We start from the raw sequence: 26,733 nt of genomic DNA, 5'->3' as shown, positions 1-26,733 counted from the left end.
TTACCATTGACTAAGACAATTTTCAGGAAAAATCAAATATAAATAAATTTTAAGTAGCTGGATCGCTATTCACACGCCCACGCACGTGTTCCACGATGCGTGCGACGGCGTCGTCAATCTTCACGCCGTTTTCCTGGGAGCCATCACGGAAGCGGAATGAAACCGCGCCGTTTTCGGCGTCCTCTCCCCCGGCAATGAGAATGAAGGGTGCCTTCTCCTTCGAAGCATTACGAATCTTTTTGGGGAAGCGGTCAGTACCGTAGTCGACCTCAACGCGAATGCCCTCAGCACGCAGTTTCTGCGCAACCTCAGCCATGTAATCGTTGAACGCCTCAGCCACGGGAACACCAATCACCTGAACCGGAGCCAACCAAGCTGGGAACGCACCCGCATAGTGTTCGGTCAGCACGCCCATGAATCGTTCAAACGAACCGAACTTAGCCGAGTGAATCATCACGGGTTCCTGACGGGAACCGTCCGAAGCCTGGTACTCCAAACCGAAACGTTTAGGCTGGTTGAAGTCATACTGCACAGTGGACATCTGCCAGGTACGGCCAATCGCGTCCTTTGCCTGAACCGAAATCTTAGGACCGTAGAAAGCTGCTCCCCCGGGGTCAGCCACGAGTTCAAGACCGGTCGACTTCGCGACCTCCTCAAGCACCTTGGTTGCCTCGTCCCACTGCTCATCGGTACCGATGAACTTATCTTTCTTATCGCCCTCGGTATCGCGGGTCGAAAGCTCTAGGTAGAAGTCGGTCATACCGAAATCTTCCAGAAGGGACAGCATGAACTTCAGCAGGTGGCGAATTTCGTCCGGCGCCTGTTCTTTGGTGACATAGCTGTGCGAATCGTCCTGAGTAATCATCCGAACGCGGGTCAAACCCTGCAGTACGCCTGACTTTTCGTCGCGGTACACGGTGCCAAATTCGAACAGACGCAGGGGCAACTCGCGGTATGAACGCCCGCGTGACCGGAAAATCTCATTATGCATGGGGCAATTCATAGCCTTCAAACGGTAAAGTGCAGCGCCGTTATCGGGATCCATGGGTGGGAACATGCCGTCAGCATAGTAGGGCAAGTGTCCTGAAGTGTAGAACAGATCTTCCTTGGAAATATGAGGGGTCTTCACATATTCAAAGCCCTCTTCAATGTGGCGTGCGCGCACATAATCTTCCATTTCGCGCAGAATAACGCCGCCCTTGGGGTGAATGACGGGAAGACCGGGGCCAATGGTCTTGGGGAACGAGAACAAATCGAGCTCTTCGCCCAGACGGCGGTGGTCGCGACGCTCTGCCTCAGCAATGCGCTCCTTGTAGGCAACCAATTCATCCTTGGTGGGCCAAGCGGTACCGTAAATGCGCTGCAGCATGGGGTTCTTTTCTGAACCGCGCCAGTATGCACCGCCGGCACGCATCAGAGCGTAGCCGTTTGCAATCATTTTGGTGCTGGGTAGGTGAGGTCCGCGGCAAAGATCTTTCCAGATAATTTCGCCGGTCTTAGGATTCACGTTGTCATAGATGGTGATTTCGCCGCCGCCGACTTCCTGCGACGCACCTTCTGCGGCTTCAGCACCAGAACCCGGGCCCTGCTGCAGGTTGAGAAGTTCTAGCTTGTAAGGCTCATCTGCCATTTCAGCTACAGCTTCTTCATGGGAAACTACGCGACGCTGGAATTTCTGACCCGACTTGATAATTTTCATCATGGACTTCTCAAGTTTTTTGAGGTCCTCGGGGGTGAAGGGTTCTTCGACGTCGAAGTCAAAGTAGAAACCGTCAGTGATGTAAGGACCGATGCCGAGCTTGGAGTCTTTGCGGTATTCCTGCACAGCCTGCGCCATCACGTGAGCAGCTGAGTGGCGCAACACGTTGAGTCCGTCTTCTTCATGGATAGATACCGGAACTACGGTATCGCCGTCCGCAAGGGTGTGGGATAGATCCACCAGCACGTCGTTTACTCGAGCGACGACGATTTCGCGGTCTTCCGCAAAAAGGTCCGCTGCAGTGGTGCCAGCTTCAACGTTCTTGTTTTCGCCGGATACGCTTACGGAAATATTTTCGACAGACATCTGTCTCCTTTTGTAGTGGTGCGCACCCGTACGAAGGGCACGCTGTCGGTTTATTCGCACGGTACGAGGGTACGAATCTTTCTTAGTTTATCTGCAGGCTCAAGGTGTTGTCTTCGTTTGAGTTATCCACAGGTGCAAAAGTTTTTGAAGTTTTTCCTGTACCCATTTGTGTGAGAGGCGCTTCACATTCCGTTATATTGCCTAGTAGCCCTGAATCGGTGATTTTGTTCGATTCTCGGTTTGCTTGTTATTGGCTAGTCTGTGGAGCAACTACACATACTGTTTGGCTCTACTTGAAAGGCATTTCGATGTCTCGTTCACTCCCCACCTCTAAATTTCTGACGACGACGAGCACGGCGCTGCTCGCGTCTCTCCTCTTCGTGGGGTGTGGCTCAAATAGCGAGTCGTCTGACGCAAATGCAACAGCATCTTCCAGTTCAACTTCCGCCAGCACGAGTCCTTCTTCGTCCCAGAACTCTTCTGCACACCCAGATCAATCTGCAACCGCTTCAAGCTCAGAGAAATCTTCATCAAATGCAACGAACGGAAAATATAAGCCAGCCGACGAGCACGGTCCGGCCCAAAATGTTCCTAAACCCGTAAAACCAGAGGGTATGGACGTTGAGACGCCAGAGGCGATGGAGAAGTTCATTTACTACTGGAATGACCTAAATAATTATGCAATTCAAACTGGAGATACAACCGAAGTTCGTAAGCACACCGCAAGTTCTTTTCAAACATATGTAGATAATTTTGCGGTATGGGATGGAGTATATCGTGATGGAGGTTGGATAGCTGGAGGTCTCGTTAAACCAGCTGCGGGTACATCGGGAGCAGTGAGCCTTGGAGATGGGTTTTACGCTGTACCCATGAATTATGAAACTGGTGATGCGCTCATTGTCGATAAGGGGGAAGGCGAACCTCGCTATAAGGCGTATAAACTTTCTGAAGATAACGGAACAGGCTATGAGTTGAAAGTACAGTTTTCCGATTCCGGTGAGTGGTTCGTTATCGACCAAAAAATTGTTGGCGACCAATGAGAGTGGTATGCAAGAGGTCCACTTCCCTCATACTCCTTCTAGAGTTATTTGTGCTTTGTGGCATGACGCCAGGATACGCAGCAGATAGCCCAACTAGTGCGAATATCACAACCAACGGAATTGGCATTTCAGGCTCTGATTCTTCCGACAATTGGAGAAGAATCGAGAGCGGATTTAAGAAAACCTCTACAAAATCCACAAACTTGGTGTATGACGGAAGTTCATTGGGTAACGCTATCAAGAAAATAAGCCTTCAACCTGGCCGCAACACCTCCGACTCCACCGTCCCGCGCATCGCTTCCGATGATGCTCAGTCGAATGGTTCTGGTCGTCGGGGTGGAACCCTTGCAGGTCAGGGGTGCATGACGAACAGCGGCAAAGGCGCTGCCGGTCGGATGACCGCGATTCCTCTGCCGGTGGGCGAAACCGAGGGTACGGGTTCATTTGAAACGGACGCGGTAGGCAACCTCGCGTGTATACCCGCAAATGCCCCGGCAGGTGAACCCGTGGTGGTAGTCGATGAGGTAACGGGTGAGAAAATCGAAGTAGAACCCATCGTGATTTCGGTTTCTGCCGAAGATTTTGAGAACCAGCCCATCAAACCGGCGTCCTTGATCATGGATAACGCACCGCACTCGTTGAAGAACTACAACACCAACATTTTCGCGCAGTCGGGTGAGCAGACTTTCACCCAAAACGTGATGGGCGAACAAGTAGAAATCAAAGCGATTCCTGTCTCATATACTTTCAACTACGGCGACGGCACCGTGGTGACTACGACCAATCCCGGCCATTCCGTAGCCGAGCAGTGGGATGTGAAGACACCAACCAGCCACCAATATTCAACTCCTGGCGATTACACCTATACAGTCACCACAACGTTCCGCGGTGAATTTCGTGTGCCGGGCGGTCCGTGGCAGGTGATTGCAGGTACGTCGGATAGGACGTCGGCGCCACAGACCGTGCAGATTTGGCGGGTAACTTCGGGAAACGTTGAAGATTCGTGTGTTAAAAACCCATCGGCGTACGGTTGCCCTACATCCAAGAAGTAGTTCGCTCCAAAGAGTTTAGCTCTCTGCCCTACATGTGTTGGCGAGAGTGCCAATCCCTTCGATAGTGCACGTTACCGTTTGTCCATCTGACAGCCACTGCCTAGGACGTAGCGAAAGCCCCACTCCTGCCGGTGTGCCGAGAGCGACCAGATCACCGGGTTCAAGCGTCATAAAAGTAGAGATATAGGATATGACTTCTTCGGCACTGAAAATCATGTTGGCAGTAGTGCCGTTTTGCCTGAGCACTCCGTCTACGCTGCACTGCATGGAAAGCCCTTCAGCGGGATCTAACGAGTCTGCCGTGACGATAGCTGGCCCAAACGGTGTGCTTCTATCCCAGTTTTTTCCCTGAAACCATTCGCTGGTTCTACCTTGCCAGTCGCGCACCGAAATATCGTTGAGTATCGTATATCCCAGGATGGATGCGCGAGCGTCCTCCGGGCTAACCCGTCGAGTGGATGCGCCGATTACTGCGCAGAGCTCTACTTCCCAGTCGATTTTGTTGGATTCAGCAGGTAATTGAATATCCTCTCCGGGCCCTATGAGCGCGTTGGAGTACTTGGTAAAAATGGTGGGATATTCAGGAAGAGGTGCCCCAACTTCTTCTGCGTGGTCGGTAAAATTCAGTCCCACACAGAGAATTTTGCCGGGCCGGGTCAACAGTCGCGTGAAAGGAAGCTCGTTCCAATCAGCGTGCAACTCCTTTCCGCCTGCGTTCTCAACATCACCAAGGCTGTGAATCACATTTAGCTCCCCCTCCGCCACCATGTCATCGAGCGTGCGGTTAAATGCAAAGACGCGCTCATCCAGCAGGCAGACAGCCGTAGTAGTCCCATGCTCCGGTCTGATTTGCGCCCACTTCATATTTCTTCCCTCGCTTCATAAACACGTTGAAATAGAGCTTTTACCCTAGTCAGAGTATCTTGATGAGGTAAATATTTATCGTTTGGCTACCAAGAATTTTCCGAAATATTTGTTGGCTATGGCTGAAATGCAGTTACTCTTAAGATATTTCACCACCCTAACTTGAAACTCAGGAGGCAATGATGGAACGCATGATTACTCTCGTTTCTCACACTGATACGTTCACGCCCGATTCGGCGCTGAGCACCCGCTCTGCAGAATCCACCGATTGTGAAGCGTTGGCTCGTCTGCTCTTTACCTCCTACGAGAGCCGCCTCTACCCCACACAAGCTGATGCACAAAAAGAGCTAGAAGCTGTTTTCGCCGGTGAGAAGGGCGACTTTTTTGCCGAGGCTTCCCCTGTAGTGGTTGATGAAAATGGACGCGTTATTGCCGCCGCGCTGTGCCTGAAGAACCGTAAGGATGACGTCGAGCCCTCGGATGTCCCCACCATTTTTGAGTTGGTCACTGCGGCGTCTCGTCGGCGTCAGGGTATTGCTGAAAAACTTATTCGTGAAGCAATGACGTCGATGAAGAACAACGGTTTCGAAGAAGTGACCGTTCGTATACCTGAGACTAACGCGCCAGCACTTGCCCTATACCTGACCTTGGATTTTCATCGTTGGCAGCCAGCTGATGAGGATCTTTACTAAAACCCGACGAGCCATAGAGCCTCAGAACCCCGGTTATCTTCTCAGGAGCCGGGGTTCTTTCTACCCAAATGAGCGGTCAAGACCTAGTGCATTCCGCTCAGTAAATCTTCGACCGGTTCAATGAGTTCGGGGCCGTTGTTGCGCACATTCCCGACGGCATTGCTCACCGGATGCATGGTCCATTGGGTTGTCTGCCGATAGGCATTCGTCATAATGTCGTGCAGGGATTCACGTGCGCTCACCGTGAGCATTCCAGCAGAGGGAATGTTCATTTCCCCTGCTATCCTTCCGCTCCGAAGCCACTGCGTGAGCGCGTCGTTCTCTGAACCATCGAAATGCAGGGGTACAGGAAGTCTGTCGTGAAGCTGGCTTAGTTGCATGGCTGGAGCATCATCAAGGCCTTCCGCAGAGAGCTCAGCAATCGCGAATTCATCGGGTGAGTCCATGGTGATAATAGAGCAACTCAGCAGCCACTGCCCCTCTTGACCAGTATAGGGTGAGCGGGGGTTCTCTGATTCCGCTTTGGTAATTTTCCACCATTCATAGAGTCCGGCAAAGTAAATGGGCTTGCCATCGTTGCGGTGAATGAAATAGGGGCTCTTCTGCTTTTTACCTGCGGCGGTCTCTTGAGTTTTCCACTCATAGTAACCGGTAACCGGTATGGCGCAGTGACCGTTAACCGCAGCATTTCGAAAGGTGGGTTTTTCGAATACAGTTTCGCTTCGTGCGTTGAAAGCTCGTGAAGAGAAACTAGCGTCCTTAGCCCAACTGGGAAGGAGCCCCCATCGGGCAGCATGTAATTCGCGGTTGATGTTTGAGGTGTCTGAGCCAGAATCTAAGGTTCCTGATTCTTGGTCTATGCTCTCTGGATTGATGCGGTCAATCAAGATGGGCACTGTAGTGGTAGGGGCAACGTTGAAATTGTAAATATCAGTTCCTACTTTGCGACCGCCCACATAAAGGTCATGGTCGAATTCAAGTACGTAGCGTCCGCACATTAGCAGTATCCTCGCTGGTTGAGTGATTCAAGGACTGCGTCTTCGACGTCCTCGATAGCAATCAGGGGGTTGGCATCGGTCAGTGCTCCAACGGTGGATGGTTTGAACGGTAATCCAAGGTCCCGATAGACGGCGGTGGTGACATCCCGTAGAGGCTCACTATTCGTTACAACGATGCCGGTACTAAACCACCAAGCGCCCGACACCACACGCTGGGCAGTGCCGATAATCTTTGTAGATGTTCCGTCGGGGAGGAGAATATGAACCGAGTGCTCACCGGGGCAGTACTCCCCCTCGATCTCACCCATCTGAGCTTGTACATCCAGAGTTCTTAGCGAATCGGTAAACATTTGCCCGAATTCGGTGAACCGTTTCATGTTCCCGCTGACGGCGTCCGCATCTGCCTGAAAATGATCGATAATCAGACATCCGCTGTGATATGCCGCCGCATGCCCACCCACGGGTCTCACCTGAGGTATGAAACCATAATCTTTACACGCTTGCTGTGCCGTCGAAAATCGAGGGTTAAGTTCATCGCGTCGTCCAAAGGCGACGTTGGGGGCAGGTTGATACATTCGCAAGGTTGAGGGCTGCCCCCCTCGCCCCACAGCACGCAGAAAATCAACCGATTCGGCAAAAGAATAAAGGTGCGAACCGGGCGGGTTAGTATCTCGGATAATCTGCATGCATTGATTATCTCAAAGATTAATTAGGAGCATACCCATTAGTTGGTGTACTGAACCTTGGAAGGTTGAGACCCTACAGGAACGTCCAACAATGAACTGGACACAAACTCCCACCATGCCGGTTCAAATCCCGCCCGAAGAGCAAGATTCTGCGAAACAATATGTGAGGGCGAAGTTCCGTAGAACGGAACGAAGCCACGGTTCAGAGATATTCGTGCCAATTTTTGAACAAGCAGGGTTCCCACTCCGCTATGCCTGTGTTCAGGTACAACGTCAATACCAATTTGCCACATAAGGTCAGAGTCCTCGCTGGCACCTGCCATTCCCACTGTTTCTCCCTGGAAGAGAGCAACCAAAACAGCGGTATCAGGGCGTAGGTCGTTGAATCCTAAGGCATTAGAGAATCGTGCATCATCTGCGAAAATCTGCCATTGCTTGGGTGTGAGCTCTCTAACCTCATAATTCTGGGGTACGTGGAGGTCAAGAGGGAACTCCACGAGCTGTCGAGAGGGCGTAAAGTACAGCGCGGTTCCCGTATTCTGCAATGCGAAAGGAGTCAAGAAGTCGTTTATCTTGCGAAGCTTCGCATAATCTCCCATCCATTGACCGCCGTCACCCGTCAAAAGCTGAGTGATTTCTTGCCGAACTCGCTCGTGCTCAGCACAAAGTAACGTCGTCCCACGATAGTTGGAAAGACGCAACTCGAAATGATCTTCAAACCGACGGCGGTGGGGTTCCATGTCCGCAATTTCTTGGCGAGGCGCACTAACAAGAAGCTCGTTGTCAGCTTGAGCTTGAGCTAAATTGCCCGCTGCCAAGCAGTGATCTGCTTCAAGCTGCTGCTGCACAATTGTTTTTATCGCAGCATAGGATTCGATTCGCCCCATCCTCGCCAACTTTCACTCATGTTTTGTCCGTTCATCTCTCGCCAGAGTAGGCTAACATTCATGAAAATCGCAATTCTTGGATTCTCTGGTAGCGGGAAATCAACACTAGCTCAACAGCTCGGTGCCGAGCATCAGTTGCCTGTGGTTCATCTCGATTCTCTACATTTCTTACCCGGCTGGGTCGAACGAGATCCCCAGGAAGAGCGCGCCCTTCTCGGCGAGTTCATGGATACCCATCAAGATTGGGTCATTGAAGGTTCCTATTCCTATCTACACTTTGAACGCCGGATGGATGAAGCCGACCAAATTTATATTCTGATGGCCAATCGCTGGATTCGACTTTTCCGAGTTTTGCGCAGAACTGCTCAGCATCTCGGCACCTCCAGACCCGAGATGGCAGACGGATGCCCCGAAAAGTTCACCTTCGAATTCATCCGCTGGGTACTCTGGGACGGATGCCGGCCCGCGCGTCGTCAGCAATACCTTGATATTGCTCGGCAATATCTCCACAAAACTACAATCCGAAAAAACTAATCGGAGATATGAAAAGATGCCGCCGCAATTTTACGATTGCGGCGGCATCTTTTAAAGAATGAGGAGCTTAGAAGTCCCAGTCCTCGTCTTCAGTATTGACAGCTTTACCCATCACGTAGGATGAACCTGAACCGGAGAAGAAGTCGTGGTTCTCATCGGCATTCGGGGAAAGCGCTGAAAGAATCGCAGGTGACACGTTGGTTACCGATGCAGGGAACATCGCTTCATAACCCAGATTCATCAGCGCCTTGTTGGCGTTGTAGTGCAAGAATTTCTTCACATCTTCAGACAATCCCACGCCGTCATACAGCGAGTGGGTGTACTGAACTTCGTTTTCGTATAGCTCGTACAGTAAGTCGAAGGTGTAGTCCTTCAGTTCCTGCTGGCGCTCAGGGCTTTCCTTCTCCAAAGCACGCTGATATTTGTAACCGATGTAGTAGCCGTGTACAGCTTCATCGCGAATAATCAAGCGAATCAAATCAGCAGTGTTAGTCAGCTTGGCGTGTGAAGACCAGTACATCGGCAGATAGAAGCCAGAGTAGAACAAGAAGGATTCCAGCAGAGTTGAAGCTACCTTTTTCTTGAGCGGATCATCACCTTGGTAGTAATCCATGACGATGTTAGCCTTTTTCTGCAGATGCTCGTTCTCGGTGGACCAGCGGAAAACCTCGTCGATTTCCTTGGTCGAGCACAGGGTGGAGAAAATCGAAGAATAAGACTTCGCGTGCACCGACTCCATAAACGCAATGTTGGTGTAAACCGCTTCTTCATGAGCTGTAATAGCATCTGGCAGCAGCGAAACCGCACCCACAGTACCCTGGATGGTATCCAGCAGGGTCAAACCGGTGAAGACGCGCATGGTGAGCTGCTTTTCTTCGTCGGTCAGAGTCTTCCACGACTGGACGTCGTTGGACAGCGGCACCTTCTCGGGCAGCCAGAAGTTCGAGGTCAAACGATCCCACACCTCGAGGTCTTTTTCGTCCTCAATGCGGTTCCAGTTGATGGCTTCGACGTGGTGAACTAGTTCGACTTTTTCGCTCATAACAGCGGGAAACTCCTTGAAAAAGTGATAATCGGTTTTATCTATTCTCGCACGTTCGATCAATGCGAGACAGCTCTTGAAATTGAAAGTGAGAATATTCTCTAGTGCTCGCGGAGAAGTTTCTTCTCTGCACTTTCGAGGGGTCTATCAACCAGGCGACGTAGCAGAGGTAACGCTTTAAGCACAGTGTTAGCTTCCTCCGCGGTTAGCTCAGCATCGACTTTCTCTTGAATCCATTTGAGTCTTTTGAGCTCAATGGCAGAGATGAGCCGCTCCCCCAGTTCGGTGAGAACTAGCTCTTTGCGACGTCGATCGAGGCTGGTCTTGTGAGAAGAAATATAACCCCTTCGAGTTAGGTTCTTAACCAACATATGTGTTGACTGTGGAGTAATACGTTGAAATCGCGCCAGCTCCGCCCCCGTCTGATTCGGCTGTGCAGACAGAGCCAAGAGCACAGTTTCTTCTGAAACAGTTAGCGGGGATTCGTGCAGGGATTCGTTGCGCAGACGTCGATGCATTCTGAACACCACGTAATGGAGGTTGCGCGCATCATCTTCTAAAAATTTTCTCATAGCGCCATCCAAAAATAATCAGTTTAACTTATCAGTTATATACATAATACTGCTAGTAATCATTTACGCTAAAGAAAAGTCCCGCCTGCTCAACACAGCAGACGGGACATTTAGCATAAACCTACAGCATGCAGGATACGCAACCTTCAACTTCAGTACCCTCTAGCGCCAACTGGCGAATACGCGAGTAGTAAATGGTCTTAATACCCTTGCGCCATGCGTAAATCTGCGCTTTATTCACGTCACGAGTAGTCGCAGTGTCCTTGAAGAACAGAGTCAAAGACAGACCCTGATCAACGTGCTGGGTTGCCACAGCATAGGTATCAATAATCTTTTCGTACCCGATCTCGTAGGCATCCTGGTAGTAATCCAGGTTCTCATTGTTCATAAACGGTGCCGGGTAGTACACGCGCCCCAGTTTCCCTTCTTTACGAATTTCAATCTTCGACGCGATGGGGTGAATCGACGAGGTTGAACCATTGATGTAAGAAATAGAACCGGTGGGGGGCACAGCCTGCAGGTTCTGGTTGTACATACCATGTTCAGCGACATCCGCTGCCAGCTTCTTCCAGTCTTCTTGAGTCGGAATATGGTGCCCCTCAAAGAGCTCAGCGGTGCGAGCAGTCTCAGGCTTCCATTCCTTTTCAATGTACTTAGTAAAGTAGGCTCCATTTGCATAATCTGAATTCTCAAACCCTGCAAAGGTCTCCCCGCGTTCGCGAGCAATCTCCATCGAAGCCTGAATCGCATGGTAAGTCACCGTGTAGAAATAAATATTGGTGAAATCCAACGCTTCTTCGGAACCGTAGTAGATAAGTTCACGCGCCAAAAAGCCGTGGAGGTTCATCTGGCCCAAACCGACCGCATGGGACATGCTGTTACCGCGCTCGATAGAGGGTACCGAGCGGATATCGGACTGATCAGATACCGAAGTCAACGAACGAATAGCCGCATTCACAGTCTTTCCAATATCGCCGCCGTCCATGGTCAGTGCGATATTCAGCGAGCCCAAGTTGCACGAAATATCCTTACCGATGGTCTCATAACCCAAATCAGGGTGGTACTTCGAAGGCTCTGACACCTGGAGAATCTCAGAACACAGGTTAGACATAATAACCTTGCCCTCGATGGGGTTCGCCTTGTTCACGGTGTCTTCAAACATGACATAGGGATAACCGGATTCGAACTGAATTTCAGCCAGAGTGGTGAAGAATTCGCGAGCATTAATCTTGGTCTTCTTGATGCGCGCGTCGTCTACCATTTCGTAGTACTTTTCAGAGACATTAATGTCTGAAAAAGGCACACCGTAGATTCGTTCGACATCGTAGGGCGAGAAGAGGTACATGTCCTCGTTACGCTTTGCCAGCTCGAAAGTGATATCGGGAATCACAACGCCAAGAGAAAGAGTCTTAATGCGAATCTTCTCATCAGCATTTTCGCGCTTGGTATCCAAGAAGGAGTAGATATCGGGGTGGTGCGCATGCAGATATACGGCACCTGCACCCTGGCGGGCACCGAGCTGGTTAGCGTAAGAGAAGGAGTCTTCCAAAAGCTTCATCACAGGAATAACGCCCGAAGACTGGTTTTCAATTTTCTTAATGGGAGCTCCAGCTTCACGCAGGTTGGTCAGCGCGAAAGCCACACCGCCACCACGCTTGGAAAGCTGCAATGCCGAGTTAATGGAGCGACCGATGGACTCCATATTGTCTTCGATGCGGAGCAGGAAGCAGGAGACAAGTTCACCACGTTGCTTTTTACCAGCGTTGAGGAAGGTGGGGGTTGCTGGCTGGAATCGTCCAGAAATAACTTCTTTTACGATTTCCTTGGCGAGCTCTTCATTGCCTTCTGCAAGAAGTAGCGCAACCATGACCACGCGGTCTTCGAAGCGTTCGAGGTAGCGCTGGCCATCGAAGGTCTTCAGCGCGTAGGAAGTGTAGAACTTGAAAGCTCCGAGAAAGGTGGGAAAACGAAATTTGAAAGAATATGCGAACTTAGAAAGTTCTTTGACAAAGTCCAGGCTGTACTGATCAAAGACTTCCTGCTCGTAGTACTGGTGCTGTACGAGGTATTCCAGTTTTTCTTCGAGATCGTGGAAGAAAACGGTGTTGTTGTTGATGTGCTGCAGGAAGTACTGGCGTGCTGCCTGACGGTCGGCGTCGAATTGAATATTGCCTTGCTCATCGTAGAGGTTCAATAGAGCATTGAGCTCGTGGTAACCCATACCGCGAAATTTTTCGGGGGTTGAGGGATCGTCGTGGCCGGGTTCTATAGTGTGGCGGGGTACAGAGAGTTGCTTCTCCAAAATGCTTTCAATCCTTCTTGTACGTTTTCTACATCTTCGGTGGTGCCCATGAGTTCGAACTTGTAGAGCACCGGGACGTCGCACTTTGCGGCTATTTTGTCAGCTGCAATGCAAAAGAGCGATCCAAAATTTGTATTACCGGCGCCGATAACTCCTCGGAGGAGTTTCCGGTTGCCGGGCTGGTTGAGAAATTTTACTGCTTGAGGAGGTACGGATCCGGCTCCCCCAGGTCTACCGTAACTGGGTACGCAGAGCACATAGGGGTGGTGAACCAACGGTGTTTCACCGGAGGTTTTGAGGGGCAAACGGATACTGTCTATACCTGTTTTTACTATGAACTTGTGGGTGTTTTCTGAAACCGATGAAAAGTACACGATGCAGGGTTCGCCAGTTTGTTCATTTTCTGGCTGCGCCTGAAGTACTTGGGATTCCATGTTCGTCATCTCCTGGGAAGAAACACGGGTGCTGCCTCGTGAGCGGCTAGCTAAGCTACCGTGCTCTTTCTTAATCCTTCAAGGACGACGATGACACGGCAGCGGGTGGAGCTAGGATGCCAAAGCGTTGATGCGGTCGGGCTGGAAACCTGACCAGTGTTCATCTCCAGCGATAACTACCGGCGCCTGCATGTAGCCGAGCTCCTTAATGCGAGCGAGCGCTGCGGCGTCTTCGGTTACATCAACGGTGGTGTAATCAATGCCGTTTTTATCCAGTGCGCGGTAGGTCATGTTGCATTGAACGCATGCGGGTTTGGTATAGACCGTAACTGACATTGTTTAGCTCCTTGAGGGCGCGTTGTGGGGCGTCCGAGATCTGCGGTGAATGGTGGGGAGAGGAACGAGAATGAGCGTTTGGAACCGGGTTGTGGCCGGTTTTTATAGGGGATTCTCTAGGGGCTCCTCATAACGGTTAATACTATATCTAGTGTTAGCTGGAAATACATACCCCAATATAGTGTGGTTTCTGACTATAAATTGTGGGAATATTTTTTAATCCACAGCTACTCAGGCTTGTTTGCGGGTTTCTGGTTGGGTTATCCACATTGTTGCTTGGGCTATCGCTTGGTGGGGCTCTTGCTCACATCTGTGGGCCCTTTCTGGGTAGTGTTTGGAACACTGCCGCGTGTTCTCGCGGAATTCGCTTCAACCACGCATTTAACTTGAAACCGCTCCCCTGTTGAGTCAAAATTTTTGCCTTAATTTTTTTCGGGGGTGTCGGCTTCAGGGGTTGCACACGGGGAATATTTTGGGTACTTAAAGAGTTTTGGCGGTTCTCGAATCGGCTTGAGATTCGTGAACCGCCATTCGTACTATTTTGGGTTAGTACTTGTTGTGTTCGCCCTTGGTGCTCTTGAGCAAACCAAGACCTTTGAGTTTCTTGATAAAGCTGGCACCGTCGTTTGCTTCTAGCCACAGTCGTCCGCGGGAGATTTCTTTGGACTGGTTATCGCTCCATACTCGGCCCGATGCGAGGACGCTTTCTCCCAGCGTCAGGTTGCGAATGAGGATGGCTGCGACGTTTTGGGGGTAGCGTACGGCAAAGCCACGGTAGACGTCGGGGTCTCGCTGTCCGTCGTCGCCGATGAGGATCCACTGCATCTCGGGGAATTCTTCTGCTAGTCGGCGCAAAGAGTTTACTTTATGGGCGGATCCTGAACGGAACCAGCGGTCTGTGGTCGGGCCCCAATCGGTGAGGAGGAAGGTGCCTTTAGGGTAGGCGTTACGGGTTAGGAAGCGGTGAAGGGTTGGGGCGATGTTCCATGCTCCTGTGGAGAGGTACATGAAGGGGGCGTCGGGGTATTCACGGTGGATGCGGTCCATCAGCACGGACATTCCGGGGGTCGGTGTACGTGCGTGTTCGTTGAGTACAAAGGAGTTCCACGCTGCAAGAACTGGGCGTGGGAGGGCGGTCACCATTACGGTGTCGTCGATATCTGAAACTACGCCAATTTTTTGTTCGGGGGGAACGATGTATACGGTCGTTCGGGCAATGGTGCTTCCTGGGGTGTGTAGCAGTACCTCATGAATACCGGGTTCTAGGTCAATTGCAATCTTGACGTCCAGGACGCCGCCGCGGTCCGTGTTTACTTTAAACTGTTGTCCGTCCACTGTAATGGTGATGGGTGCATAGGATATAGCGATGGCGGTGAATGAACGCCATCCACGAATTGTTTCGTGTGAGGTCTGGTAACTATCCAGTGAGTTAAAGACTTTTTCGAAAAGCTCTGTCTTATACAGTGCACGGGCAATGACTCGTACCCAGCCGTCTTTGGCAGAACCGTAACCCACCGAGGGTACAATCACCGGCTCTTCTTCATGATGGCGAGCGCGGTTTTCGCGAGCCTGGTGCAGGTGATCGGAGATGCGGTAGAGCAGGTTGGTGGGTTGGGTGTGGTGTTTTTCGATTTCAACGGTTGCTGTGTTGGTCGTTGTGGTACTCATGTCCTCTAGTTTTCCATATGTTTTGGGTTGGTGGAGCGCATAAAGAAAGCGGATTTTTTCGGGTGTGAAAAAATCCGCTGTCTTGGTGGTGTTTAAGGGTTAGCTGACGTCGATTTGGCAGGTTGCTGAGCCTTCGCCTTCGGATTCTGTGGCGTGAGTTGGTTCTTTTTTGGTGATGTCTTTGATGGCGCAGTGTACTTCTGCTTCGGGGTCGTTTGCTTGGACGACGACTCGGATGAGGTGGCCGGAGACTGATTCGCCTTCGTCGGTGACGACTTTGAAGTAGGATTCTTCGGGGCCGAAGTCTTTGCGGTTGCCGTCGAAGTCCATTTGGTCTTGGGTTACGGTGATGTTACCGGGCTTGAGTTCACCGGTTTTGGCGTCTTTTACCGCCGCTTCGATGACCAGTGAGTCTCGGTTGTCTTCAAAACCTGATGCTTTTTCGAGTCCCAGTCCTGGGACGATGGTTTGTGCGCAGCCGCTGAGCACAACGGTGGCTCCGATTGCTAGTGTAGCCAAAACTTTTTTATTACCCATACCAAAAATATAGCTTGTTCCCAGGGATTTCATAAATCTATTACATGGGTTTGGTGTAGTTAGTGGTTAAAGTTTTTGTTTTTTTAGGGTGGGGTGAGGGAGTCTCGGTTGGGGTGAGACTCCCTCAGTTTGTTGTGTGGGGTGTTATGGGCGGTGGAGTAGGGCGGGGTCTGTGGTGGCAAGGATTTTTACTGCTGTTTCGTTGCGGTGGATGAGGGTGTCGAAGCCTTTGTCTATGAGCTCATCGACCATGATTTTTCCGGTGATGAAGGGGGCGAGGTCGATTTTTCCGGATTCTACGAGTTTGATGGTTTGGGGGTGGCTGTTGACGTAGGCGATGGTGCCGCGGAGGTCGACTTCTTTGAGGACTAGTTTTTGCATGTCGAGTTGTGCTGGTTTGCCCCAGATGGAGACGACGACGATGACGCCGGTAGGTTTGATGGCGTCAAAGAGTGTGTCGAGTACTGCGTTGACGGAGGTGCATTCGAAGGCGATGTCAGCTCCCCGTCCGTCGGTGAGCTTCGAAATTTCTTCTACGATGTCGGTTTCCTGGGGTGAGAAGGTGTAATCTGCTACCCCGGTTTCTTGGGCTTTTTGTCGTCGTAGAGTTGAAAGCTCAGAGATGACGACGGTGGCGCCTTTGGCTTTGAGGACTGCGGCGGTGAGTAGTCCGATGGGGCCGGCGCCGCCTACGAGGGCGACGTCACCGGGGCGGATGTCTCCTGCTCGTTCTACTGCGTGGTATCCCACGCTGAGGGGTTCGATGAGAGCTGCTTGATCGAGGGGGATGGTGGGTGAGATTTTGTGGACCCAGCGTCGTTTGACGGCGACTTTTTCGGAGAGTCCCCCGCCGCGTCCTGCTAAACCTATGAAGTTCATGTGTGGAGAGAGATGATAGGTCTTTGAGGTTTCGCCGGTATCGATGCTGTTGTCAATGATGTAGGGTTCGACGACAACGTGGTCGCCGACTTCCAGGTCATCTATTCCCCCACCTAGTGCTTCGATGACTCCTGAAAATTCGTGTCCCATGGTCACTGGGGCGGTTTCACCGGAAATAGGGTGCGGTGTGTCATGGGTGGGGCAGAAGATGGGGCCATCTAGGTATTCGTGGAGGTCTGTTCCGCAGATTCCGCACCAGGCTACTTTGATGAGTACTTCTCCGGTGTCTGGGGTGGGTTCAGGGATATCTTCGATTCGGATATCTCCGCGATCGTAAAAACGTGCTGCCTTCATCATTTTCACCTGAGTTCAAGAGGTTTGGAGTGGGAGGTGTAATTTTCCCTCCCACTCTTTACGATACTCAGCTGTAATGTCTGCCGGTAGGTTTGGAGCGGAGATAACCGAGTGTGAAGTTTAGGTTATTGAGGCCTAATCTCTGGGTGGTGTTAGCAGCCGGCGGGTCCGCAAGTAGGTGCGTTCCCAGTGCCGTCCAGGGCGATAAATTGCGGTGTCTGTTGCGGGTGTAGTTCTACCCATACTTAACGCAGCGCACCGAGAATCATCTCCGGTGCTTGTGCGCGGCGAGCTACATCTTTTTGGCTCTCGATAGACTGTTCCAATGACATGCCGTATTTCTGTGCGACGCCTTCTGCTACATTTCCTTCGACTTCATCAGGTGCGTTGGGCTCTAGCTCGAAGGAGCGCCAGATGATGGCGGCGTCCTCGGCATGCTCAAACTGTTCGAGGGCAAGTTCTAGATGCCGTTTCCCGATGGTACAGAAAGGGCAAATGATGTCCGACCACATCTCGATTTTCATGGGTAATACTTTCTTCAAAAAATATATTTACCTCTGAATAACTGTAGAGTGACCCAGCATACTCCCTGTTGTTTTCTAGAAGAAAGCAGGAACTTTTCTAAATGCTTTCGCGCCCATCACGCGCCGGTTGAGTTCATATTGCACCGGTTCAATCGTTCCCTGCATGTACAAGGAAGGAATCTGTAAGGTCCGCCCATCGCTCAACATCACTTCAAGATATCTATGACGGCTCCAAAACGTCGTCTTAATCTGCGTCGAGACAATTTCTCGGTAATCCATCAAGCAAAAAACTAGATCTCGGCGGAGTAAATACAAGCAGACTTTTTGTGGACCGAACATCATGGCACCAATCGCATCACCCTCACACAGTGTGTAAGCCACTTCAGTGCGCTCGATGGTGAGAGGACGATCCTCTAAAAGCAGCTGAGTGAGTTTTCGAGCCGCATACTGGGGCGATTTATTGAGCTTTTGATGGATGTTCTGCTCTAGCAGATGATTCTGAAATTCTTCGGGGGTCATAGGAGAATCTGACTTCTTTCGGGGGATTTAATTCTTGGGAGGAAGTTGGGGGGGAACTTCTCATCCATCCTAGGGACTCACTGGCGCACATAAAACGCATTTTTTGAAGAGGGATATGACCTGCAGAAACGCCCGACACAAAAAGCAACAATCAGATCATCGCTCTCTACTCTCTAGTACTTCAGCCGCATCGAAGATTAAGTTGGGCGGGTTCAGAACCTGCCAGTGAGGTTTTCAGCAGTTTCCTCTATCTCTTCCTCGCGCACGTCGTTGCAAGACTCACGAGTGGAACGAACAACCTGCTCTCTATCTACAGATGCACCGCTGGTTCCTTGCGCCCTGCCCAGATGATGTCGCAGACCGCTATGCAAGCCTTCATTTGCGAGGAAATACCACAAGACCCGAACCTCACCATCAATGATGGAAAGATTCGGGTCTTGTCAGTGTGGAGATAAGGGGACTCGAACCCCTGACCCCTTGCATGCCATGCAAGTGCGCTACCAGCTGCGCCATATCCCCGTATTTAGTTGAATGCCCGTAAGCACTCAACCAGTGTACACAAGTGTGCTCCACCTGTGCAACTTGAAGAATTAGTCTTCGATTTTTACTTCGTCTTCAGCAGTGATGATGCGCTGGTCAGCTTCCTGGTCTACCTTTTCGGTAAATTCAGTTTCGCCTTCCACACCCAGTTCAATACGGGGTGCTTCCGACCACAGGCGATCCAACGCATAGAATGCACGGTCTTCTTCATGCTGAACGTGTACAACGATATCCTCGAAGTCCAGCAGTACCCAACGACCGCCGGCACGTCCTTCACGGCGGGCGGGTTTCCAGCTCATCTCTTCACGGAGTTTGTCTTCAACTTCGTCCACAATCGCATTGACCAAGCGCTCGTTATGAGCGGAGACGACCAAGAAGCCATCGATAAGCCCCATAGCTTCTGAGGTATCAACAGCGAACAAATTAGTTCCCTGCATTTCTTCGGCTGCCTGAGCAGCAATTTTTAGAGCCTTAATAGATTCGGCTGATGCAGTCATGGTGTCCTTTCGACACTCGATTTACCGCGGTCGGTAAAGGAGAAAATATCAATCTTATAGTACAAAGAAAAGGGTCACAGCGATCAAGACCACAAGCATGAGCAGGAATAACAGCAAACCTGTTTTTGCAGAAGATTTCCGATTTTCCTCTACGGGCGCCGTTGAATCATCAGGGGTAGCCAGCACATCCCGTGAAGGTGCCTCATCTGCGGGGGGTACTTCTTCAGGTTCGGAAGTATCTTCAGTATTCTGAGTCTCATCCGCAGACTCTTCTTGAGAGACGACGGGCTGCTCTGAAGTGATCCACGGTGTCAAGTGCGGAGCAGACTCATCAACAGAATGAACGGACATATCTGAGTAAGCAGAATCCATCGCCGAATCCTGTTTAGGTGCCTCAGATGAGTTATTCGGGTGAAGGGGTTCCCATGCCTCGACTTCGTCATCGTCCGATCTATCCAGGGTACTCAAATCTAGTCCCTGCGCCTGGAGCGCCGGGACGGGTAGAGGCAAGCGGACTTCGATGTGCTCTGTAGCGTAATCAGCAGGTGCCCGCCCAGATGCCTCTGCCTGATTTTCAGAGAAATCTTGCTCAGGGGCAGTTGCTGAGTCTTCACCGGCGAGCGCATCGTATTCGTCAGTTGCATCTTCGTCTTCATCTACGATGACGTCACCGCCATAGGTGATGTCGGTTGTCGCATCGTGATCGACGGCGGCCAGATCAAGGGGTGATGAAGTTGTTTCGTTCATCTGTGGTACCGGCGTGGCGTCCACTACTGCGGCGTCTTCACGCTGATCCTTACCGCCGGCAGTAATGTCATTAGCGGCATCGGGACCTTTAATGTCCCCCATAGCGGAGAGTGCAGCAAATTTGCGCTGTACTTCCAGGGTTTCTTCGGTGACTCCTTGATCCTCAGCGGAGTTCGGCATAAAAGCTATGGGCTCCTCGGGCAGAGGCCTGCCGTCTCTTTTGGCGCGCAGGTAGGAGGCAACGTCGTCTCTGTATCGAGCAAGACGACGCGGACCCATCGGACGAGTCGGAGGGGGTACCTCTAGACCGTCCGCGGTGATGAACGGTTCAAAAAGGTAACTGTTATTCTCGGCGTCGTTTCCTACTGCCTCGTCTTTATTTTCAGTCAAGATTTCCTCGCTTCAGAAGAACTGAGTCTGCTCTAAACCCATACTAGCAACGCCTAAGGGGGTTGAGCTTGAGGGATTTTATCCCACAGGGGTTTTATTCGCCGCTTCGCAGCTCATGGGCACCGTGCGGGAGGCCATCCGAATAGTGTGGGAGGTCTTCTGCTGTGTATGCAGTTGCATGGTAAAGGTCGTACTTATTGATATATTGAACCACCCCATCTGGCACTAAGTACCAGACGGGCATGTGGTTAGCAGAGCGCTCTCTGATGTCGGTGGAAGAGATTGCCATAGCGGGTACTTCCATGAGTGCGAAATGCTCTGGTCCTACATCCGGGACTTCGAGTTTGTGTCCTGGGCGTGTCACGCCTACAAAGTAGGCAAGGTTCCACAGTTTATCGGAGTCTTTCCAGGTCATGAGCTGATTCATGGCATCGGCGCCAGTTATGAAGAAGAGGTCACTCTGAGGTCGGAGCGCACGCAAATCGTTGAGCGTGTCGATGGTATAGGTGGGACCTTCACGATCAATATCAACCCGGCTGACTGTAAAACGGGGATTGGACGCGGTGGCGATGACGGTCATCAGATAGCGGTGCTCGGCATCTGATACCTGCCTTTTATTTGCCTTTTGCCAGGGCTGACCGGTGGGTACGAAAACTACCTCGTCTAAATCAAGAAGGGCTGCTACTTCACTTGCCGCTACGAGGTGACCGTGATGGATGGGGTCAAAAGTTCCACCCATGACCCCTAAACGGGTGCGGCCTTCTACGCGCGGAGGTATATTCGTAAATTCTTGGGGGAAATGAGGTAGGACGCTCATAAAACTCCTGGACAGTACGAAAGTCGGCGCACCCCTGGTATGGATGCGCCGACTTTCACGAAAAAATTAGTGGCGGTGCTTTGCCTTGTAGTCTGCCATCGCCTGTTCTTCATCGTGGCCGATGATGTTGCCAGCATGGTCGGGGCGTACAATGCTTCGACCGCTGAAAGAGATAGTGACGAGGAAAAGCGCAATAAAAATGATAGCGGCAATGATACCGAACCAGTAGGTGGGAAGCCCCAAGAGCATCAGCTGTTCGCCGTGCTCAGCTTCAGCTTCCGCTGCTGCTAGAAAAATCTCGTTCATGAAATTCCTTTCCGAAAAGCTCGTGTGTGTGAGAGCAAATGCAGATGTTTAGTCACCATGCTACCGGCTTTTAATCGATTATTCGCATTGTGAACTGGGTATAGTGGCTAAAAACGTCGTGCTTTTAGCGGCGGGTTTGACCGTCACCGCGCACAATCCACTTACTGGTGGTGAGCTGTTCTAATCCCATGGGCCCACGGGCGTGCAGTTTTTGGGTCGATATTCCTACTTCTGCACCCAAACCAAATTGCCCACCATCAGTAAATCGAGTAGAAGCATTGACGTAAACGGCAGCCGAATCCACTTCTTGAATGAATTTCTCCGCATGATCAAGTGAGTTCGTAACAATCGCTTCAGAGTGGCCGGTCGAATATCGGCGAATATGCGAGATAGCAGCATCGACGTCATCAACCGTAGCCACCGCGAGGTCAAGAGAACCATACTCAGTATGGAAGTCTTCTTCGGTAGCTTGAACATATTCAATCCCCGCAGGCAAACGCGCGGAGGTTCGCTCATCTACGTGCAAGGTCACCCCTGCCTGAGCAAGTGCTTTGAGAACTGCAGGAGCGGCATTGGAGCCCTCTGCTAGCAGAAGGGTCTCCACCGTATTGCAGGTACCGGGGCGCTGGGTCTTTGCGTTTACCAAGATATCCTTGGCCATTTTCTCCGATGCAGAAATATCCACGAAAATATGGCAGTTGCCCTCCCCAGTCTCAATCACGGGGACGCGCGCGTTCTTCACTACGCTTTGGATAAGATTGTGACCGCCCCGGGGAATCAGAACATCAATAGCTCCGGTGGCAAGCATCAGTGCGTTGGCGCCCTCTCTGCCGAATTCATCAACTGACTGAACACAATCCATCGGAAGACCACACCGATCGAGAGCGGCACGAATGATACGGCTAATGGTCTGATTAGTCTTCGCCGCCGCAGAGCCCCCTCGCAACATCACAGCATTTCCTGATTTAATCGCTAGACCTGCGATATCGACCGTCACGTTTGGTCGGGCCTCATAAATAGCCCCGACTACCCCCAGAGGCACCCGTGTCTGCACCATGCGCAAACCATTATCGAGGGTTGCCCCTCGAATGACCTGCCCCACCGGGTCTGCAAGCCCCACGAGCGCATGCAATGAATCTGCCAACTCTTGAATACGCTGAGGGTTAAGCGATAAGCGGTCGAGCATCGCCTCGCTCATGCCGTTGGCGCGCTCACGATGTACGTCATCAGCATTTCGCGCCAGAATTACCGAAGACTGCTCTACTAAGTCCTCAGCAATCGCTTGTAGTCCCCTGTTCTTCCACGCAGTATCTGCCCGAGCTAAAGCACGCGAGCTTATCCGCGCGTCGTACGCCATATCGCGAACTTCGCGCATGACAGAATCGGAAACGGTCAATGAACTCTCAGTCATGCTTCTATCCTAAACAGATACCGCGCAGAATGGGGCGTTTCTTATCCTAAAGAATCAGTATTGCCCCACGACAGCAATATTATCGGCATGCACCGCAATAGCGTCGAAGCTCTCCCCCAGCTTTTCTCGGATTTCTGCCGAGTGCAGACCAGCTATTGCCGCAGTTTCAGTAGCACTATAAGAACACAGCCCATGAGCAATCACCGCTCCCCCACTATCGCAAAGTGCCACCGGGTCGGCGCCATCAAAGTTGCCTTCTACGCTCACAATCCCCGCTGCTAAGAGGGAACGGCGACGGCGCACCGCCGCTACCGCTCCCTCATCGAGAACAATACCTCCGCGAATATCCGCAAGATGCTCCAACCACAATTCGTGAACAGAACGCCGCACACCGGTAGCAAAAAACCATGTTCCCACGTCCTCCCCTGCAAGAGCCGCCCGCGCCTGAGCCGCGCTAGTTACCAAAGCGGGAATACCCGAAGCTGCAGCAAGATGAGCCGCCTGAACCTTCGTCACCATTCCACCAGAACCCACTCCTGCAGACCCTACTGAACCAATTGAAACACCCTCTAAATCTTCTGCTCCTCGCACCTGGACAATGCGCTCACCACCCTGCGCAGGATGCTTCGTATACAAAGCATCCACGTCAGAGAGCAGAATCAGAGCATCTGCTTTCACCGTATGAGCCACCAGCGCAGCGATGCGATCATTATCCCCAAATTTAACTTCAGCAGTCGCAACGGCATCATTCTCATTAATAATGGGCATTACCCCCAGTTCCAACAGGCGCTCTAACTGCCGGTGGGCATTCCGATACCGATCCCGCGCCATCAAATCGTCGGCGGTCAGCAATACCTGAGAAACCCGCACACCATAGCGACTAAAAGTCTCCGTATACCGCGCCATCAGAAGTGATTGCCCCACCGACGCCGCAGCCTGCTGAGTCGCTAGATCCTTTGGTCGGCGAGAAAGCCCCAAAGGCGCCAAACCCGCAGCAATCGCCCCCGAGGACACCAAAATAATCTGCATCTGAGGATTCATCCGCAGAGCCTTCGCCAAAACATCAATAATGGTGGCGATAGCCAACTCATCTAAAGAATTCTCAATGGAAGTCAGCGATGAAGAACCCACCTTAACCACAACCCGGTGTGCCTTAGGCAACTCAAAGCGCTCGGAAATAGGACTCATCCGATGCTTAGCCCGAGACTGAGCACTAGCAACCAAAGATTCTTGCGAAGCGGAGTTCATGAAGACTCATTTCATCGACCAACAAAACAAAACACCGTACCCGAGACACGGGTACGGTGTTAAGTCTAAAAGAGATCTAGGACTCATCTCTAATCATTAGGAGTTTTGCTCGTTCTTCGAGGAATTCTTAGCTTTCGCCTTTTCATCCACAGATTCAGTCCACACACCTGCCTGACGCTCAGCTTCAAGCTCAGCACGAGCCTCAGCCTTAGCATCCATACGATCGTGGTACTGAGCCTTACGTTCCGAACGGCTGGGACGAATAACTTCTTCCAAACGCACATCAGTACCGCGAGGAGAAGCCAACATCTCGGCGCCACCTACCATCGTAGGCTCCCAATCGAAGACGACGGCGTCATTCGCTTCACCAATCACCACGGCGTCACCAGCACGCGCACCCTGCTTATACAGTTCGTCTTCAATACCAAGCTTTGCAAAACGATCCGCCAGATAGCCGACCGCTTCATCGTTATTAAAATCGGTCTGCATAATCCACTTTTCGGGCTTCTCACCAATTACGCGGAACAAAGGCTCCAGATTACGCTCTTCACGGCGAATAAAGAATTCCTTCTGCTTCTTCGAGCGGAATCCCTTGGGGCGAACCACAGTGTTATCTTCAACGGGTTTCGATTCAGCCTTCTTCCGAGCCTTTCGATCCGCCTCAACAATTTCTGCCATCGCGAAAGTCAGCGCTCGCAAGCCTTCATGAGAGGCAGTAGAAATCTCAAAAACCTTGAAACCCTTGGCCTCAAAGTCACCGCGCACAAACTCCGCCAACTCGCGAGCATCGGGTACGTCAATCTTATTCAAGACAATCAACTGAGGACGCTCGTTCAACGGGATGGTCACTCCGGCAGTGGGATCCACCTCGTAATTTTCTAGCTCCCCACGGATAACCTCGAAATCAGAAATCGGATCGCGATTAGGCTCCAGAGTTGCACAGTCAATCACATGGACTAGCGCAGAAGAGCGCTCCACATGACGCAAGAAGCGATGCCCGAGCCCCTTACCGTCGGAAGCACCCTCAATCAAACCGGGAACATCCGCTACGGTATAGCGGGTATCCCCTGCCTGAACCACACCGAGGTTAGGCACCAAGGTGGTGAAAGGATAGTCTGCAATCTTAGGACGTGCAGCGGAAATAGCAGCAATCAAGGAAGACTTACCAGCACTGGGGTAACCCACCAGAGCGATATCAGCAATTGACTTAAGTTCAAGAACGATATCTCGTTCATCGCCGGGAATACCCAACAGAGCAAAACCGGGAGCCTTGCGCTTAGCAGAAGCCAACGCCGCATTACCCAGGCCCCCCTGACCACCCTGAGCGGCCACGAACTCATCGCCTACCCGAATAAGGTCGGCAAGAACATTGCCTTCTTTATCTTTGACCACGGTTCCCTGCGGAACCGACAAAATCAAAGATTCACCGTTGAATCCATGGTGCAGGTCGCCACGGCCAATATCACCATTGGGTGCATGCTGATGGGGGGTGTGATGGTATTCCAGCAGTGTGGTCGACTGACCATCGACTCGCAAAATGACGTCGCCGCCATTTCCACCGTTTCCACCGTTAGGGCCGCCAAGAGGCTTGAACTTCTCGCGGCGAACCGACACACAGCCGGTCCCACCGTGTCCACCGGATACATGCAGGACGACGCGGTCTACAAATTCTGCCACGAAAGATTCTCCTTGTATTGACTATAAAAACTTTTACTCATTGTCCCATATCTAACGGGACTGAACTATACGCATCTTGAACAGATGCAGAGAGGGCAAGCACCATCGGTGCTTGCCCTCTCCGTGCATTCTAAAGAGCTAATTACTCAGCTGCTGCAAGAATGTTAACGACCTTGCGGCCCTTACGGGTACCGAACTCGACCTGACCTGATGCAAGTGCAAACAGGGTGTCGTCTCCGCCACGGCCTACATTGTTGCCGGGGTGGAAATGGGTGCCGCGCTGGCGGACGATGATTTCGCCTGCGTTGACGGTCTGACCGCCAAAGCGCTTAACACCGAGGTACTGGGGGTTAGAGTCACGGCCGTTGCGGGTGGAGCTTGCGCCCTTCTTATGTGCCATCTGTGCCTACCTTAGGTAAAGATTGTTTGAAGATCCGGAGCTTGCCGAACTTACGCGTTGATCGCAGTGATCTTGACGGTGGTAAGTTCTGCGCGGAAGCCCTGACGCTTCTTGTAACCGGTCTTGTTCTTGTACTTCTGAATAACGATTTTAGGACCGCGAAGGTCTTCAATCTTTTCAGCAGTTACCTTGGCAGAAGCCAGGGTCTTTGCATCTGCAGTGACCTTGTCCCCATCAACCAGCAGCAGTACAGGCAGCTCTAGAGTGCTACCGGGCTCGCCAGCGACGCGGTCAAGGGTAACGAGGTCTCCTACGGAAACCTTTTCCTGGCGGCCGCCAGCGCGTACAATCGCGTATGCCACTTGGGAACTCACTTCTCTCGACGTCTTTAGTTTGAACAATATTTCGACAGAGCGCTGATCCTAGTACCAAAAACGTGTATCGCTTACTGAACCCTGAGAAGATTTCTCGCTGGATTCAGAGCATTTATATAAGGATGCGCGCTCATCGAGTTTTCCAGTGATTGCTCACCGGTGGATGCTTAAGTCTGACTTGAAACGTGTAAAACAAATCAAACAGCACCGACATATAAGCCTACGACACTCTGCTACAGAGGGCAAGTGACACGCCCTAAGCATGTCAGCAAACGCTCTGCACCCCTCATCAGACAACAAAGTTCTCTGAAAGAGTAGAAACGAACGCAAGTTTATCTACC

At 51.5% G+C, this 26,733-nt stretch carries 29 protein-coding genes and 1 tRNA gene; 4 read left to right on the top strand and 26 right to left on the bottom strand.

Annotation, left to right across the window (positions count from 1 at the left end):
- Positions 1–49 precede the first annotated feature (49 nt).
- Positions 50–2,065, bottom strand: coding sequence for a threonine--tRNA ligase (gene thrS / locus IDM48_RS05800; protein WP_190618536.1), 2,016 nt, complete (start codon positions 2,063–2,065; stop codon positions 50–52).
- Positions 2,066–2,373: 308 nt separating this feature from the next.
- On the opposite strand from thrS, the gene IDM48_RS05795 reads away from it, so the two are divergent.
- Both IDM48_RS05795 and IDM48_RS05790 read left to right on the top strand, forming a co-directional pair.
- Positions 2,374–3,105 carry a DUF6318 family protein gene (locus tag IDM48_RS05795; protein ID WP_190618535.1) on the top strand — a complete coding sequence of 244 codons (732 nt, stop codon included), beginning with the start codon at positions 2,374–2,376 and terminating at the stop codon, positions 3,103–3,105.
- A 224-nt stretch (positions 3,106–3,329) separates the two neighbouring features.
- Positions 3,330–4,157, top strand: coding sequence for a hypothetical protein (locus tag IDM48_RS05790; protein WP_190618533.1), 828 nt, complete (start codon positions 3,330–3,332; stop codon positions 4,155–4,157).
- Between the two features lie 15 nt (positions 4,158–4,172).
- Here IDM48_RS05790 and IDM48_RS05785 read toward each other — a convergent pair whose 3' ends face one another.
- On the bottom strand, positions 4,173–5,021 hold the full coding sequence (locus IDM48_RS05785; RefSeq protein ID WP_190618531.1) for a fumarylacetoacetate hydrolase family protein: 849 nt from the start codon (positions 5,019–5,021) through the stop codon (positions 4,173–4,175).
- Positions 5,022–5,200: 179 nt separating this feature from the next.
- Here IDM48_RS05785 and IDM48_RS05780 point away from each other — a divergent pair, with 179 nt between their 5' ends.
- The gene (locus IDM48_RS05780) at positions 5,201–5,713 is read left to right on the top strand and encodes a GNAT family N-acetyltransferase (protein ID WP_233125930.1); all 513 of its coding nucleotides are present in this window, start codon (positions 5,201–5,203) and stop codon (positions 5,711–5,713) included.
- Positions 5,714–5,796: 83 nt separating this feature from the next.
- Here IDM48_RS05780 and IDM48_RS05775 read toward each other — a convergent pair whose 3' ends face one another.
- Genes IDM48_RS05775 through IDM48_RS05765 form a run of 3 tightly spaced genes read right to left on the bottom strand, consistent with a single transcriptional unit; the run spans position 5,797 to position 8,284 of the window.
- A complete protein-coding gene (locus tag IDM48_RS05775; protein ID WP_190618529.1) occupies positions 5,797–6,711 on the bottom strand; it encodes an SOS response-associated peptidase in 915 nt (304 codons plus the stop codon).
- The gene (locus IDM48_RS05770) at positions 6,711–7,397 is read right to left on the bottom strand and encodes a lipoate--protein ligase family protein (RefSeq protein WP_190618527.1); all 687 of its coding nucleotides are present in this window, start codon (positions 7,395–7,397) and stop codon (positions 6,711–6,713) included. Before IDM48_RS05770 ends, IDM48_RS05775 begins: the two co-directional genes overlap by 1 nt.
- Positions 7,398–7,435: 38 nt before the next feature.
- Positions 7,436–8,284 carry a GNAT family N-acetyltransferase gene (locus tag IDM48_RS05765; protein WP_238398060.1) on the bottom strand — a complete coding sequence of 283 codons (849 nt, stop codon included), beginning with the start codon at positions 8,282–8,284 and terminating at the stop codon, positions 7,436–7,438.
- 60 nt (positions 8,285–8,344) lie between these two features.
- Here IDM48_RS05765 and IDM48_RS05760 point away from each other — a divergent pair, with 60 nt between their 5' ends.
- Positions 8,345–8,818, top strand: a complete 474-nt coding sequence (locus IDM48_RS05760; RefSeq protein ID WP_190618526.1) for a P-loop NTPase family protein — start codon at positions 8,345–8,347, stop codon at positions 8,816–8,818.
- Between the two features lie 67 nt (positions 8,819–8,885).
- Here IDM48_RS05760 and nrdF read toward each other — a convergent pair whose 3' ends face one another.
- From nrdF to rplU, 21 genes are all read right to left on the bottom strand, one after another.
- Complete coding sequence (gene nrdF, locus IDM48_RS05755) at positions 8,886–9,860, bottom strand: class 1b ribonucleoside-diphosphate reductase subunit beta (protein ID WP_190618523.1); 975 nt, start codon at positions 9,858–9,860, stop codon at positions 8,886–8,888.
- Between the two features lie 101 nt (positions 9,861–9,961).
- Entirely contained in the window at positions 9,962–10,432 is a 471-nt protein-coding gene (locus tag IDM48_RS05750) for a MarR family winged helix-turn-helix transcriptional regulator (RefSeq protein ID WP_190618522.1), read from the bottom strand.
- A 121-nt stretch (positions 10,433–10,553) separates the two neighbouring features.
- Positions 10,554–12,653, bottom strand: coding sequence for a class 1b ribonucleoside-diphosphate reductase subunit alpha (nrdE, locus tag IDM48_RS05745; RefSeq protein WP_068168326.1), 2,100 nt, complete (start codon positions 12,651–12,653; stop codon positions 10,554–10,556).
- Positions 12,654–12,697: 44 nt separating this feature from the next.
- Positions 12,698–13,168: a class Ib ribonucleoside-diphosphate reductase assembly flavoprotein NrdI gene (gene nrdI, locus IDM48_RS05740; protein WP_068168295.1), complete on the bottom strand. Its 471-nt coding sequence runs from the start codon at positions 13,166–13,168 to the stop codon at positions 12,698–12,700.
- 111 nt (positions 13,169–13,279) lie between these two features.
- Positions 13,280–13,504, bottom strand: a complete 225-nt coding sequence (gene nrdH / locus IDM48_RS05735) for a glutaredoxin-like protein NrdH (protein WP_068168292.1) — start codon at positions 13,502–13,504, stop codon at positions 13,280–13,282.
- A gap of 546 nt (positions 13,505–14,050) precedes the next feature.
- Entirely contained in the window at positions 14,051–15,172 is a 1,122-nt protein-coding gene (locus tag IDM48_RS05730) for an App1 family protein (RefSeq protein ID WP_190618521.1), read from the bottom strand.
- A 99-nt stretch (positions 15,173–15,271) separates the two neighbouring features.
- Entirely contained in the window at positions 15,272–15,691 is a 420-nt protein-coding gene (locus tag IDM48_RS05725; RefSeq protein ID WP_190618520.1) for a hypothetical protein, read from the bottom strand.
- A 162-nt stretch (positions 15,692–15,853) separates the two neighbouring features.
- Entirely contained in the window at positions 15,854–16,942 is a 1,089-nt protein-coding gene (locus IDM48_RS05720; RefSeq protein ID WP_190618665.1) for a 2,3-butanediol dehydrogenase, read from the bottom strand.
- A 245-nt stretch (positions 16,943–17,187) separates the two neighbouring features.
- Positions 17,188–17,466 (bottom strand): DsbA family protein, encoded by a 279-nt coding sequence (locus IDM48_RS05715; RefSeq protein ID WP_190618519.1) that lies wholly within the window; start codon positions 17,464–17,466, stop codon positions 17,188–17,190.
- A 75-nt stretch (positions 17,467–17,541) separates the two neighbouring features.
- Positions 17,542–17,985, bottom strand: a complete 444-nt coding sequence (locus tag IDM48_RS05710) for a hypothetical protein (RefSeq protein WP_190618518.1) — start codon at positions 17,983–17,985, stop codon at positions 17,542–17,544.
- 212 nt (positions 17,986–18,197) lie between these two features.
- On the bottom strand, positions 18,198–18,383 hold the full coding sequence (locus IDM48_RS05705; RefSeq protein WP_190618517.1) for a hypothetical protein: 186 nt from the start codon (positions 18,381–18,383) through the stop codon (positions 18,198–18,200).
- A gap of 48 nt (positions 18,384–18,431) precedes the next feature.
- Positions 18,432–18,504, bottom strand: a tRNA-Ala gene (locus tag IDM48_RS05700).
- 71 nt (positions 18,505–18,575) lie between these two features.
- Complete coding sequence (gene rsfS / locus IDM48_RS05695) at positions 18,576–19,022, bottom strand: ribosome silencing factor (protein WP_068169378.1); 447 nt, start codon at positions 19,020–19,022, stop codon at positions 18,576–18,578.
- Between the two features lie 54 nt (positions 19,023–19,076).
- The gene (locus IDM48_RS05690) at positions 19,077–20,159 is read right to left on the bottom strand and encodes a hypothetical protein (RefSeq protein ID WP_190618516.1); all 1,083 of its coding nucleotides are present in this window, start codon (positions 20,157–20,159) and stop codon (positions 19,077–19,079) included.
- A 94-nt stretch (positions 20,160–20,253) separates the two neighbouring features.
- Complete coding sequence (gene nadD / locus IDM48_RS05685; protein WP_190618515.1) at positions 20,254–20,976, bottom strand: nicotinate-nucleotide adenylyltransferase; 723 nt, start codon at positions 20,974–20,976, stop codon at positions 20,254–20,256.
- Positions 20,977–21,042: 66 nt separating this feature from the next.
- Positions 21,043–21,282 carry a hypothetical protein gene (locus tag IDM48_RS05680; protein WP_068169387.1) on the bottom strand — a complete coding sequence of 80 codons (240 nt, stop codon included), beginning with the start codon at positions 21,280–21,282 and terminating at the stop codon, positions 21,043–21,045.
- A 124-nt stretch (positions 21,283–21,406) separates the two neighbouring features.
- Positions 21,407–22,693, bottom strand: coding sequence for a glutamate-5-semialdehyde dehydrogenase (locus IDM48_RS05675; protein WP_190618514.1), 1,287 nt, complete (start codon positions 22,691–22,693; stop codon positions 21,407–21,409).
- Positions 22,694–22,747: 54 nt separating this feature from the next.
- On the bottom strand, positions 22,748–23,881 hold the full coding sequence (gene proB, locus IDM48_RS05670) for a glutamate 5-kinase (protein WP_420803881.1): 1,134 nt from the start codon (positions 23,879–23,881) through the stop codon (positions 22,748–22,750).
- 156 nt (positions 23,882–24,037) lie between these two features.
- Positions 24,038–25,618 (bottom strand): GTPase ObgE, encoded by a 1,581-nt coding sequence (gene obgE, locus IDM48_RS05665; protein ID WP_068169393.1) that lies wholly within the window; start codon positions 25,616–25,618, stop codon positions 24,038–24,040.
- A gap of 142 nt (positions 25,619–25,760) precedes the next feature.
- Positions 25,761–26,018 carry a 50S ribosomal protein L27 gene (gene rpmA, locus IDM48_RS05660; RefSeq protein ID WP_145176109.1) on the bottom strand — a complete coding sequence of 86 codons (258 nt, stop codon included), beginning with the start codon at positions 26,016–26,018 and terminating at the stop codon, positions 25,761–25,763.
- 50 nt (positions 26,019–26,068) lie between these two features.
- On the bottom strand, positions 26,069–26,380 hold the full coding sequence (gene rplU, locus IDM48_RS05655; protein ID WP_068169399.1) for a 50S ribosomal protein L21: 312 nt from the start codon (positions 26,378–26,380) through the stop codon (positions 26,069–26,071).
- Positions 26,381–26,733 lie beyond the last annotated feature (353 nt).

It is taken from the genome of Rothia amarae, assembly GCF_014705945.2.
Lineage (GTDB): Bacteria > Actinomycetota > Actinomycetes > Actinomycetales > Micrococcaceae > Rothia > Rothia amarae.
The sequence above is the reverse complement of the archived record's forward strand: the minus strand, read 5'-3'. Positions and strand labels throughout refer to the sequence as shown.